Source organism: Pectobacterium sp. F1-1 (assembly GCF_025643735.1).
Lineage (GTDB): Bacteria > Pseudomonadota > Gammaproteobacteria > Enterobacterales > Enterobacteriaceae > Pectobacterium > Pectobacterium colocasium.
Window position 1 is genome coordinate 1,400,839 of record NZ_CP104733.1, and the last position, 12,642, is coordinate 1,413,480.

The window sequence follows — 12,642 nt, forward strand, 5'->3', positions numbered from 1 at the left end:
CCAGCCTTAGTGAGTCAGGCCGAACTGTAAATGTTCAGCGACTGGCCCTAACGCCAGTGCAGGGATAAACGTCAGTGCGCCAATCAGCAGAACAATGGCGATGAGCATGCCGATAAACAGCGGACTGCGAGTGGACAGTGAGCCTTTGCTTTCCGGCTGGCGCTTTTTCACAACCAGCGAACCGGCGATAGCCAGTACGGGCACCATGACGGCAAAGCGGCCCAGCAGCATGGTGACAGCGAGCAGAACGTTATAGAACGGCGTGTTGACGCTCAGGCCAGCAAACGCGCTGCCGTTGTTGTTCGCGGCGGAGGACACGGCATAGAGCACTTCGCTAAAGCCGTGTGCGCCGGGGTTCAGAATGCCGCTGCGTCCGGCTTCCGTACTCAGCGCCAGCGCCGTACCGAGCAGTACTAATGCAGGAGGAATCAGAATCGCCAGCGCCGTCATCTTCATTTCATAGACTTCGATCTTTTTGCCCAGATATTCCGGCGAGCGGCCAATCATCAGGCCGGCAATAAAGACGGTCAGAAGGACGAACAGCAGCATGCCGTACAGGCCAGAACCGACGCCACCGAACACCACTTCACCAATCTGCATCAACCACATGGGAACCATGCCGCCAAGCGCGGTGAAAGAGTCGTGCATGGCGTTCACCGCCCCCGTCGAGGTAGCCGTGGTGACAACGGCATACAGGCTAGACGTCAGCACGCCAAAACGCGTCTCTTTACCTTCCAGATTCGCGGCGCTGTCCGCGCCTAATGCCAGCAGATGGGGGTTACCGCTGACCTCCATTTTCATCACTACGGCCGCGGCGACGATGAAGATGAGCCCCATCGCCCATAGCAGTGCATGGCCCTGATGATTGTCACTGACGGCTTTACCAAAGGCGAAGCACAGTGCAGTAGGAATCAGCAGGATCGCCAGCATTTGTACGATGTTGCTCAGCGCGGTCGGGTTTTCAAACGGGTGTGCCGAGTTGGCACCAAAGAAACCGCCGCCGTTGGTGCCCAACAGTTTAATCGCTTCCTGTGAGGCAACCGGCCCCATCGGCAGCGTTTGGGCTGCGCCGTCCAGCGTGGTCAGATGCTGATAAGGCAGCAGGTTCTGCAACACGCCCTGACTGACAAAAAACAGCGCCAGCAACAGAGACAGCGGCAGCAGCACATACAGCGTGATACGAAACAGATCGAGCCACGCGTTGCCCAACGTGTCGACACAGCGACGAGAAAATGCGCGGATTAACGCGAAAGCGACGGCGATGCCGCTGGCGGCGGACAGGAAGTTTTGTACCGTTAGGCCAACCATTTGGCTCAGATAACTCAGCGTGTTTTCACCACTGTAAGCCTGCCAGTTGGTGTTAGTAACAAAGCTGATTGCCGTATTTAACGCCAAATGCCACGACAGTCCCGGCATATTTTCTGGATTAAGCGGCAGCGCCCCCTGCGCCATTAACAGGACAAACAAGACGACAATGCCGATCAGGTTAAGCGTCAGAATAGCTGCCGCATACTGTTGCCAGCGCATCTCCGTCGTATCTAAAGCGAAAAGGCGCGCCGCTCCCGCTTCAAACTTTTGCAGAAGCGTACCCGTTTCACCCTCAATCAGACGAGCCAGTCCGCTACCCAATGGCTGAGCGACGATCAGCACGGTAAGCAGCAGGCCAAAGATCAGTAAAAAAGCGTCAGCGGCCATCAGAATTCCTCCGCTTTCAACAAGGCATAAACCAGATAGGCCAGTAACAACAGCACAAGCAGGCCGCCTAAGACGATGCTAAGCGTCACAACACACCTCCAGAACAAAATAGACACTGTCAGAGTAGGAAAACGCAGGAAAAGAAGGTGCAAATTTCCCGTCTGCGGGCGTAAAAAAAGTATAAAAATGGGCTGAAAAGTAGATGGTGGGAGCGGTAATGGTGCTGCTGTGCCAACAGCATCGTCTGCGATGGGAAGGTGGTATTAAGAGAAAGGGATAAAGTGATCCAATCTAAAACCATAAATTAACTAATGGTAAGTTTATTTTTAACGTTATTGTAACTTAATAACGTAGTGACGAAAAAAGTTGGCGATTATTTCATCTTTTACTGGTCAGATGAGTAGTAAACTTTCAGAAAAAGCGGTAAAATTTTAACCAATATCACAGTTCTTATTTTGTCGTTATGAAAAGCGCCGCTGAACAAAGGCGCTTATCCCAGAGGAGGATCGTTATGTCGCTTTACACTACTTATCCCTTGCACCGTATTCTCCTGCGTCGCGCCGCCGTGGTTGCCATCGGCGTGCTGGCGTTACCGGTGATGCTGTTTCGCCGGGATCGGGCGCGTTTTTACAGCTATTTACACCGCGTCTGGCTGAAAACCAGCGATAAACCAGTATGGATGGCACAGTCCGAAGCGGCTGCTTGCGATTTTTATTAAGGCCTGCGTATAAGGTCTCTCGTGTTTATCTGCTGTATCCTTAAAACGGGAATGGCAGATAAACACGAAAAATGAACCGGCGAAGGATCGGTTTAAATATGTTTTGACGAGATTTACCCATTTCCCTTCCTGCCTGTTCTGCCGTTATTTCTCCCCAATCTCATGATTTATTACTTTATTCTTCGCTACGACTGCACAGAATCGTGGTGAAATCCGCTATGCTGGTCAGAGGGTTTACAGAATGCCAACGTGCATGCCGCTTGAAATATGACGGGTATAAGGATAAATCATGACGCTCGAACTCATCCCTGTTGGTATCAGCGCCTGTCTGCTCGGTAATCCCGTGCGGTTTGATGGCGGGCACAAGCGTCTGACGTTTGCTGTTGAACAACTGGCGCCTTATTTTCGCTTTGAACCGGTCTGCCCGGAAATGGCGATTGGTTTACCCGTGCCGCGTCCGGCGCTCAGACTGGTGCGAGAAGGGGAAAGCCACATTACGCTGCGCGCCAGCAATGGCTCGTCGCTGGATGTCACCCAGCAGATGACGGTGTTTTCTGCTGACAAAGTCAGCCAGCTTCAGCATTTATGCGGTTATATTGTCTGCGCGAAATCGCCAAGCTGCGGTATGGAACGCGTGAAGGTCTACGATGAAGGGCAAAAGAATGCACGTAAAAGCGGAGTCGGCCTGTTTACGCAGGAGCTGATGCGGCAAATGCCCTGGCTACCGATTGAGGAAGACGGACGCTTGCACGATCCCGGCCTGCGGGAGAATTTTATTGAGCGCGTTTATGCGCTACACGAACTGAACCAGCTATGGCAGGACGGGCTGAGCCGTGGCGCGCTCATTGCCTTTCATAGCCGCTATAAATTACTGCTGCTGGCGCATTCCCAGCCGGAATACCGCGAACTGGGACTATTTGTTGCGGGAATCGATAAATGGGAATCGTTGGAAGATTACATTGTTGAATACCGGAAACGTCTCATGAAGCTGTTGTCGACGCCTGCGACGCGGCGCAATCACACTAATGTGCTGATGCACGTGCAGGGCTATTTCCGGCGTCAGCTTAATGCTCAGCAGCGGCAAGAACTGGCGCAGCTCATCGATCGCTATCGGCAAGGTTTGCAGCCGCTATTGGCACCTATCACGCTGCTGCAACATTACATGGCGGAATACCCTGATGCGTACCTGGCTCAGCAGCGTTACTTTGAGCCGTACCCAGAGGCATTGCGCCTGCGTTACGGACACTAGTTTGACTGCCCGAGGAGTTTCATGACCACGCATGTCGTTACACATCATGCCGTTACCCATGTCGTCTGGCTGCGCAACGACCTGCGCATTACCGATAATCTGGCGCTGTACGCGGCCTGTCAGGATCCGAATGCCACTGTGATGGCCGTCTTTATCGCGACGCCTGCACAGTGGGAAAAACACAGTATGGCACCGCGACAGGCGGCCTTTCTGCTGGAAAACCTGACGTCGGTGCAGCATGCGCTGGCCGAGAAAGGAATCCCGCTGTATTACCATGAATGTGCCGACTTTGCGGCATCGGTTGACTGGCTGGTGCAATTTTGTGCGCAGCAGCAGACCACCGACCTTTTCTTCAATTATCAATATGAAATTAATGAGCGACTGCGTGATAAGCAGGTAAAAGATCGGCTAGCAGATAGTGTGGTTTGTCACGGCTATCATGACAGCCTGTTGCTGCCGCCGGGCAGTGTGCTGACGGGCAACGGCGAGATGTATAAAGTGTTTACGCCCTTCCGTCAGGCCTTTATCAAACGTCTGCTGGAGTCGGAGACGACGTGCGTACCGGCACCGGACGCGCGCGGTGAGCCGATCAATAACACACTGGAACTGGCACCGTTCAGCTATCCGCTGTGCGACGTGGATAGCGACGATTTCCCCAGCGGCGAACGTGCGGCGTTGCAGCAACTGCGCCGTTTTTGCCGCGAGCAGGTGCAGGATTATGACCAGCAGCGGGATTTTCCTGCGTTGCCCGGCACTAGCAAACTTTCTCCGTATCTGGCGCTTGGGATCGTATCGCCGCGCCAGTGCTTTAACCGTCTGCGTGCCGAGTGCCCGGATATGCTGGAACGGCGTGAGGGTGGGGCATTTACCTGGTTTAACGAGCTGGTCTGGCGTGAATTTTACCGCCACCTGATTGTGTCCTGGCCACAGCTATGTAAACACCGACCGTTCACCGCATGGACGCAGTGGGTGAAATGGCGAGAATCGCCGGAGGATTTCGCCGCCTGGCAGCAGGGGAAAACCGGCTATCCGATTGTGGATGCGGCGATGCGTCAACTGAATGAAACGGGATGGATGCACAATCGCTTGCGTATGATTTGCGCCAGTTTTCTCGTCAAAGATTTACTGATCGATTGGCGCGAAGGCGAACGCTACTTTATGTCGCAACTGCTGGATGGCGATCTGGCGGCGAATAACGGCGGCTGGCAGTGGGCGGCATCGACCGGCACCGATGCGGCACCTTATTTTCGTATTTTCAATCCGACAACGCAGGGCGAGCGTTTCGACCCTGAAGGTCGGTTTATTCGTCACTGGCTGCCCGAACTGGCCGCTGTGCCAGATAAAGATATTCATCAGCCCCATCGCTGGGCTGACAAACACCACCATCAGCTGAACTATCCGCTGCCAATCGTCGACCATAAAACCGCGCGTCAGAATACGCTGGCGGCGTTTGAGGCGGCCAAAAATATCGGTATGGCGGATAACGATCGAGAAGAGAAAAGTAAGTATGCGTAATGTGGAACTGGAAAGCATTATTAACGAGAAACTGAACACGGCGACGTTTCAGGACTATGCGCCGAACGGTTTGCAGGTTGAAGGGCGTGCAGAAGTAAAACGTATTGTGACAGGCGTAACGGCTTCACAGGCGCTGCTGGATGCGGCGGTAGAAAAGCAGGCCGATGCGATTCTGGTTCACCACGGTTACTTCTGGAAAAACGAACCGCAGATTGTCTGTGGTATGAAGCGTAACCGACTGAAAACGCTGTTGCTCAATGATATCAATCTGTACGGCTATCACCTGCCGCTGGATGCACATCCTGAACTGGGAAATAACGCCCAACTGGCGGCACTGCTGGAGATTCAGGTGCAGGGGGCAATTGAGCCGCTGGTGCCGTATGGTGAGCTGGCGCAACCTATGACGGCGGATGCCTTTTGCCGTCGTGTAGAAAAGCGTCTGGGGCGTACCGTGCTGCATTGTGGGGATAATGCACCGCAACAGATACAGCGCGTGGCCTGGTGTACCGGCGGTGGGCAGGGCTTTATTGAACAGGCGGCCCGATTTGGTGTTGATGCTTTTATTACCGGTGAAGTGTCTGAGCAAACCATCCACATCGCGCGCGAAATGGGGTTGCACTTTTTCGCTGCTGGACACCATGCCACCGAGCGTGGCGGCATTCGGGCGTTGGGCGAATGGCTGGCGGCACAGCACGGTTTTGATGTGACATTTATTGATATTCCTAACCCTGCATGATGGGCTGAAAGTCTCTGTATCGTACAGGAATGATGCCGTATTTGTTATGTTGGCATCGTTGTTGCTTAGCTGTTGGGAAGGAAATGTATAGGTAAGCAACGCTAATCATTTGGCCATGTTCGCCATGACGGATAAAACGCGATTCAGGAGGAAAGATTGCAACGAGCACGATGTTATCTTCTGGGCGAGAGAGCGGTTGTTCTGGAACTGGAACCGCCCATGTCGCTGGAGAGCCAGCAGCGGATATGGGGGCTTGCCGAGCGCCTGAACCACCATGAAGAAGTGCTGGAAGCGATTCCGGGCATGAACAACCTGACCGTGTTACTGGCGAATTCGCAGCAGGTGGCACTGGATGCGATTGAACGCTTGCAGCGCTGGTGGGAAGAGAGTGAGTCGCTGGTGTTTGACCCGCGGGATATCGACATTCCTGTTGTCTATGGCGGAGAGGCGGGGCCGGATCTGGCGGAAGTGGCCGCTCACAGTGGTCTCAGCGAGCGTCAGGCTGTGGAAGCGCATGCGTCTGCACAGTATGTGGTCTACTTTTTGGGCTTTCAGCCGGGTTTTGCCTATCTAGGCGGGTTAAACGAGAAATTGCATATGCCGCGTCGCGCCGAACCACGCCTGCGCGTGCCAGCCGGGTCGGTTGGTATTGGGGGAGCGCAGACAGGGATTTATCCGCTGGCGACACCGGGCGGCTGGCAACTGATTGGTCACACCTCGTTGAAATTGTTTAATCCACAAACGATGCCGCCCACGCTGTTGCGTCCTGGCGATAACGTTCGGTTTCTGCCACAGAAGGAGGGCGTATGCTGAAAGTTATCCATGCCGGATTGCATACGTCGGTGCAGGACGGCGGCCGTGTCGGCTTTCGCCGTTTAGGAATCAGCCAGTCAGGCGCACTCGATCTGCCCGCTCTGACGATGGCTAACCTGCTGGTGGGCAACGCAGAGAATGCGGCCGCGCTGGAAATTACGCTGGGCAAGTTTACCGCAACATTCACTACCGCCTGCTGGGTGGCGCTGACCGGTGCAGACTGCCATGCCGACCTTGATGGCAAACCGCTCTGGACAGGCTGGCGTTTCGCCGTGAAGCCGGGACAAACGTTGAAAATGCGTATGCCGCGTAACGGGATGCGCAGCTATCTGGCCCTGTCCGGTGGCATAGATGTGCCGGAAGCACTCGGTTCGCGCAGTACCGATTTGAAAGCGGGCTTTGGGGGTTTTGACGGACGTTTGCTGATGGACGGCGATGAGCTTGCGTTGGGTACGCCGACTCGTGAACTGACACGGGAAGTCGGCATCAAGCAGCTGTTGTTCAGCAACCGCGTGCGGGCATTGCCGGGGCCGGAGTATCAGGAGTTCAGCGAAGAAATGCAGGAGTTGTTCTGGCGAACTTCCTGGCAGTTGAGCCCGCAAAGTAACCGCATGGGCTACCGTTTGCTGGGCGCTGAGCTACAGCGTTCCGCCTTGTCAGGCAACAAACCGCGCGAACTGCCGTCACATGGGTTACTGCCCGGCGTCGTGCAGGTTCCGCATAATGGTCACCCTATCGTACTGCTGGCGGATGCGCAGACAACCGGCGGTTATCCACGCATTGCGACGGTGATCGAGGCGGATTTATTCCATCTGGCGCAAATCCGGCTCGGTGAACCGATACATTTTATTCGCTGCACGCAGGCTCAGGCGCAAAAAGCGGGTGAAGATCAGCGGCGTTATCTCGAACAACTGGCGTGGAGGCTGCATGATTATTGATCTGAATGCCGATCTGGGCGAGGGGGGGGAGAACGACGAAGCGCTGCTGAAGTTAGTGACCTCTGCCAATATTGCTTGTGGATTTCATGCTGGCGATGCACAAACCATGCGTCAGTCAGTACGTTGGGGAATGGGCTATGGGGTTGCGCTTGGTGCACATCCGAGTTTTCCCGATCGTGAAAATTTTGGCCGCAAAGCGATGAATGTGCCTGCTGAAGTTGTCTTTGCGCAGATGGTGTATCAGCTTGGTGCGCTCAGTGCGATTGTCGCTGCTGAAGGGGGCACGCTGTCGCATGTAAAGCCGCACGGCATGCTTTACAATCAGGCCGCGTGCGAACCCGCGTTAGCCGATGCGATAGCTAAGGCGGTGAAGGTCGTCAATCCCGCGCTGCGTCTGGTCGGGCTGGCGGGCAGTGAGCTAATCCGGGCCGGGCAACGGTTGGGGCTGGAGACGCGTCAGGAAGTGTTCGCCGATCGCTGTTATCTGCCTGACGGAACGCTAGTACCGCGCACTCAGGCGGGAGCGCTGATTAATAGTGATGAGTTGGCGCTGGCTCAGACGCTGGAAATGATTCAGCGCCAGCGGGTGAGGGCAATCGACGGTTCTTGGGTGAATGTGCAGGCGGATACCGTGTGTATTCACGGTGATGGACAACATGCACTGCTGTTTGCCCGCAAATTACGCAGCTGCTTTAGCGAGCATCAGATAGCGGTTGCTGCGGCATAATGATTATTTTTGTAAGGCGGGGATAACCGATGAAAACCGTTTTGATCACGGCGTTTGAACCTTTTGAGGGTGAACCGATTAATCCCTCATGGGAAGCGGTGAAAGTGCTTCATCAACGGGAAGTCGGCGGCGCACGCGTGGTTGCCTGCTGTTTACCTTGTGTTTTTGATGTGTCGCTGGAACAGCTTTACCGCGCAATAGCGGAATGGCAGCCGGAAGTGGTCATCGCGGTAGGGCAGGCCGGCGGTCGTGCTGATATTTCTGTCGAACGTGTGGCGATTAATATTAATGATGCCCGCATTGCTGATAACCGAGGTAACCAGCCGATTGATACGCCCGTAGTCGAAAAGGGGCCTGCGGCGTATTTCTCTACGTTGCCGGTGAAAGCGCTGGTGCAAGCGTTACGTGTGGCGGGGATTCCCGCCTCGGTATCGCAAACTGCGGGGACGTTTGTTTGCAACCATGTGATGTACGGGCTTTTACATTTACTGCATCAACAAGGCGATGTGGTGCGCGGCGGATTTGTTCATATTCCTTATTCGCCGGAACAGGCTGCACGACATCCCGGTGAGCCGAGCATGCCCACGCCGCTCGTTACGGCGGCGTTGGAAGTGATGATCAAGCAGTCGCTGGTGCAGCAGGTGGATGTGGCGGTGACGGGAGGCGCCCTGCATTAGTGTGGTTAACCAAGAATGTTGTTAACCGAGAGTGTGGTTAATCGCGCAATACGTGTGCATTTCAGGGAGTAAGGTATGCCGGAAGGGCCGGAAATTCGTCGGGCGGCCGATAAGCTGGTTGAAGCCGTTGTAGGAAAAACGCTGACGCGTGTCTGGTTTGCGTTTCCTGAGTTGAAACCGTACGAGGCAGAATTGGTCGGGCAGCAGATCAGGCAGATTGAAACGCGTGGAAAAGCGCTGCTGACCTATTTTAGCAATGATCGGGTGTTGTATAGCCACAACCAGCTGTATGGCGTGTGGCGCGTGGTGAATGCCGGCGAATCGCCGGAAACGAAGCGGGATTTGCGCGTCCGGCTGGAAACGCAGGATCGTGCCATTTTGCTTTACAGCGCGTCCGATATTGCAATGCTGACGCCGGAGGCACTCACCACGCATCCTTTCCTGCAACGTATCGGCCCTGATGTCTTGGATCTCTCACTGACGTCGGAACAGGTCTATGAGCGTTTGCTACTTCCCCGTTTTCGTCGTCGCCAGTTTAGTGGGCTGTTGTTGGATCAGGCATTTCTTGCGGGGCTGGGGAATTACCTGCGCGTCGAGATTCTCTGGCAGGCACAGCTGGCACCGCAACACACGGCAGCACAGCTAAATGAGGACCAACTGCGGACGTTAAGTCAGGCGCTGCTGGAGATTCCCCGATTGTCCTACAACACGCGCGGCACCGTTGATGAAAACCACCATCACGGGGCGATTTTTTCGTTTAAGGTTTTCCATCGTGAAGGGGAACGCTGTGAGCGCTGCGGTGGAATCATCGAAAGAACGATGCTGTCATCACGCCCATTCTATTGGTGCCCGGGTTGCCAGAAGTAATAATGTGAGTGATTTATGCGCACTATGAATACGTTAATCCCAGAAATGATTGTCTCTGACTTACAAAAGAGTCTGGCGTTTTATTGCTACGTTTTGGGATTTCAGATTGAGTACGACAGGCCTGAAGATAAGTTCGCGTTCCTTTCTTATCATGGGAGCCAATTGATGCTGGAACAGGATTATTTAACCGAATCGCCCTGGCGTGTGGAGCCTTTAGAACCACCGTTTGGCCGTGGTATGAATTTATCGATTGAGTGCCCAGATGCTCAGGCGCTGGCGGCGGCGATTGAACGTGCGGGTTATACGCTACGCAGACCCGTGGAAACGTGCTGGTACCGCGATCATGAGGTGTACCACGGGGAAAGTAATTTTCTGGTACAGGATCCAGATGGCTATTTATTGCGATTCACGCAAAGTTTAGGTTGTAAGTCATCCCTTTAGTGCCGTTATGAAAATGCTAACTCTACCGGGGCTGACCTGAATGGTTCAAACGAAGTTGCATTGGGTGAACACTTGCATAGTTAACATTCTAACGGATGACGGTACAACACTAGAATTTAACAAAACCAAAGGCAGAAGAATGCGGGCATGAAAGTAATCAAATATCTATTACTGCTTTTGGTTCCTGCGATGATGGTTGGGATGTTATTTATATTTATTGTGGCATCGGGTTCTACGGAGATAAGAACGTATACTGAAGGCGATCATTTTACCTACTATGCGTTCACCGATGAAGATATCCGCAATACCCCAAGGATATCGAGCAATTACGCTTTTGAATATGTGCCCGGCGATGGTTATGCGCCATCAAATGCCATCATTTGTAATGATACCTCTGATGCTACCCCGCTAAAAACGTACCTCACAGCATTAGGATATGAACAGCAGAAACGTAAGCAGGGGGAGGAAGATGTGTGGAAAAAGCGTACTGAGATTGAAGGGGCAACCTTCTATATCTGGGTTAATAAAGACGCTAAACAGGTTTACCTTACGAAAGTATTCCATGACTAACTGCGCTGATTATCCGTATTTCAATCACCATTGAAAATCAGTGTAGGGTAAAAAACAAAGGCCGGATACTATATCCGGCCTTTTTGATGCGTACTGAATGGATTAATCGTGTTTCAGATTGGACGTAAAGTCACGTTTGTCGTAGCCGGTATACAGCTGACGTGGACGGGCAATTTTGATGCCGTCGTCGTGCATTTCGTTCCAGTGCGCAATCCAGCCCACAGTACGTGCCATCGCGAAGATAACGGTGAACATGGAAGAAGGAATACCCATCGCTTTCAGGATAATACCGGAGTAGAAGTCCACGTTCGGGTACAGTTTCTTCTCAATGAAGTACGGGTCGTTCAGCGCGATATGCTCCAGCTCCATTGCCACTTCCAGCAGGTCGTCTTTTCTGCCCAGTTCTTTCAGCACTTCATGACAGGTTTCACGCATGACTTTGGCGCGTGGATCGTGGTTCTTGTACACGCGGTGGCCGAAGCCCATCAGACGGAAGGAGTCGTTCTTGTCTTTTGCACGTTCGATAAACGCAGGGATGTGTTCCACGCTGCTGATCTCTTCCAGCATACGCAGACAGGCTTCGTTCGCGCCACCGTGCGCCGGTCCCCACAGTGAGGCGATCCCCGCGGCGATACAGGCAAACGGGTTTGCGCCAGACGAGCCAGCAGTACGGACGGTAGACGTCGAGGCGTTTTGTTCGTGATCGGCATGCAGGATAAGAATACGATCCATAGCACGTTCCAGCACCGGATTTACAACATACTCTTCGCAAGGCGTAGAGAACATCATGTGCAGGAAGTTACCCGCGTAGGACAGGTTGTTTTTCGGATAAACAAACGGCTGACCCAGTGAATATTTGTAGCACATTGCCGCGACGGTCGGCATTTTGGACAGCAAGCGGTAGGCCGCGATTTCACGGTGGCGCTCAATGTTAATGTCCAGTGAATCGTGGTAGAACGCCGCCAGCGCGCCAGTCACGCCGCACAATACGGCCATTGGGTGTGAATCGCGGCGGAAACCGTGGAACAGACGGGTAATCTGCTCATGGATCATGGTGTGACGCGTCACGGTCGTCTTGAAGGTTTCATACTGTTCTACCGTTGGGACTTCACCGAACAGCAGGATGTAACACACTTCAAGATAATTAGACTTTTCAGCCAGTTGGGCAATTGGGAAGCCGCGGTGCAGCAGAACGCCTTCATCACCGTCGATATAAGTAATCTTTGATTCGCAAGATGCGGTAGAGGTAAAACCGGGGTCAAATGTGAAGTAACCTTTAGAACCGAGGGGACGAATATCAATCTCATCATGTCCTAGTGTGCCGGATAGGACATTTAGCTCAATTGGTTCTTTACCTTCTAGAGTAAGTGTTGCTTTTTTATCAGCCATTTACAGTCTCCTTAGCGCTTTAATTTTAAAAATTTTCACTGAAGAAATACCGTCATGCCTGTGCACCGGTAAAGGATAATAACCGGTGAAACTCTGTCGTGACACAGTCGTCAAATAGGGTACAGAGTAAGGCGGATCGCCGCATTCAGGATGAAAAATTCGTTCTCCAGGTAATTAACGATATTCAGATAATGAGTTGCGCTCTGAATAGATTCTAGTCATTACCTATGACTTTTACGTGGACTCTCTCCACTGTTACATAAGTTACGTCAGTGTGGAAGTGTCGCCGTGTGCTTTAACACATCAT

14 protein-coding genes are annotated in these 12,642 nt (G+C 53.2%); 11 read left to right on the forward strand and 3 right to left on the reverse strand.

What is annotated here, in order from left to right; all coding sequences use genetic code 11:
• Positions 1-6: 6 nt before the first annotated feature.
• Complete coding sequence (gene kdpA / locus NAL19_RS06090) at positions 7-1,695, reverse strand: potassium-transporting ATPase subunit KdpA (RefSeq protein WP_225087348.1); 1,689 nt, start codon at positions 1,693-1,695, stop codon at positions 7-9.
• Complete coding sequence (kdpF, locus tag NAL19_RS06095) at positions 1,695-1,784, reverse strand: K(+)-transporting ATPase subunit F (protein WP_039290783.1); 90 nt, start codon at positions 1,782-1,784, stop codon at positions 1,695-1,697. The genes kdpA and kdpF overlap by 1 nt, the downstream gene beginning before the upstream one ends.
• Positions 1,785-2,206: 422 nt before the next feature.
• Here kdpF and NAL19_RS06100 point away from each other — a divergent pair, with 422 nt between their 5' ends.
• The 11 genes from NAL19_RS06100 (at position 2,207) to NAL19_RS06150 (ending at position 10,946) form a co-directional block, all read left to right on the forward strand.
• Positions 2,207-2,413, forward strand: coding sequence for a YbfA family protein (locus NAL19_RS06100; protein WP_010299142.1), 207 nt, complete (start codon positions 2,207-2,209; stop codon positions 2,411-2,413).
• A 289-nt stretch (positions 2,414-2,702) separates the two neighbouring features.
• Positions 2,703-3,662, forward strand: a complete 960-nt coding sequence (locus tag NAL19_RS06105) for a YbgA family protein (RefSeq protein ID WP_263059121.1) — start codon at positions 2,703-2,705, stop codon at positions 3,660-3,662.
• Between the two features lie 21 nt (positions 3,663-3,683).
• Positions 3,684-5,177 carry a deoxyribodipyrimidine photo-lyase gene (gene phrB, locus NAL19_RS06110; RefSeq protein ID WP_263059122.1) on the forward strand — a complete coding sequence of 498 codons (1,494 nt, stop codon included), beginning with the start codon at positions 3,684-3,686 and terminating at the stop codon, positions 5,175-5,177.
• The gene (locus tag NAL19_RS06115; RefSeq protein ID WP_225087351.1) at positions 5,170-5,913 is read left to right on the forward strand and encodes a type 2 GTP cyclohydrolase I; all 744 of its coding nucleotides are present in this window, start codon (positions 5,170-5,172) and stop codon (positions 5,911-5,913) included. The genes phrB and NAL19_RS06115 overlap by 8 nt, the downstream gene beginning before the upstream one ends.
• Before the next feature lie 156 nt (positions 5,914-6,069).
• Positions 6,070-6,726, forward strand: a complete 657-nt coding sequence (gene pxpB / locus NAL19_RS06120; RefSeq protein WP_263059123.1) for a 5-oxoprolinase subunit PxpB — start codon at positions 6,070-6,072, stop codon at positions 6,724-6,726.
• Positions 6,720-7,664, forward strand: a complete 945-nt coding sequence (gene pxpC / locus NAL19_RS06125; RefSeq protein WP_263059124.1) for a 5-oxoprolinase subunit PxpC — start codon at positions 6,720-6,722, stop codon at positions 7,662-7,664. The genes pxpB and pxpC overlap by 7 nt, the downstream gene beginning before the upstream one ends.
• Positions 7,654-8,391 carry a 5-oxoprolinase subunit PxpA gene (gene pxpA, locus NAL19_RS06130; protein WP_225087354.1) on the forward strand — a complete coding sequence of 246 codons (738 nt, stop codon included), beginning with the start codon at positions 7,654-7,656 and terminating at the stop codon, positions 8,389-8,391. Before pxpC ends, pxpA begins: the two co-directional genes overlap by 11 nt.
• 29 nt (positions 8,392-8,420) lie before the next feature.
• A complete protein-coding gene (gene pcp, locus NAL19_RS06135; RefSeq protein ID WP_225087355.1) occupies positions 8,421-9,068 on the forward strand; it encodes a pyroglutamyl-peptidase I in 648 nt (215 codons plus the stop codon).
• Between the two features lie 75 nt (positions 9,069-9,143).
• Positions 9,144-9,935 (forward strand): endonuclease VIII, encoded by a 792-nt coding sequence (nei, locus tag NAL19_RS06140; protein WP_263059125.1) that lies wholly within the window; start codon positions 9,144-9,146, stop codon positions 9,933-9,935.
• Between the two features lie 15 nt (positions 9,936-9,950).
• Positions 9,951-10,376, forward strand: a complete 426-nt coding sequence (locus tag NAL19_RS06145; RefSeq protein ID WP_225087357.1) for a bleomycin resistance protein — start codon at positions 9,951-9,953, stop codon at positions 10,374-10,376.
• A gap of 147 nt (positions 10,377-10,523) precedes the next feature.
• Complete coding sequence (locus NAL19_RS06150) at positions 10,524-10,946, forward strand: hypothetical protein (protein ID WP_225087358.1); 423 nt, start codon at positions 10,524-10,526, stop codon at positions 10,944-10,946.
• A 102-nt stretch (positions 10,947-11,048) separates the two neighbouring features.
• Here NAL19_RS06150 and NAL19_RS06155 read toward each other — a convergent pair whose 3' ends face one another.
• Positions 11,049-12,335 (reverse strand): citrate synthase, encoded by a 1,287-nt coding sequence (locus NAL19_RS06155; protein ID WP_263059126.1) that lies wholly within the window; start codon positions 12,333-12,335, stop codon positions 11,049-11,051.
• Positions 12,336-12,642: the final 307 nt, after the last annotated feature.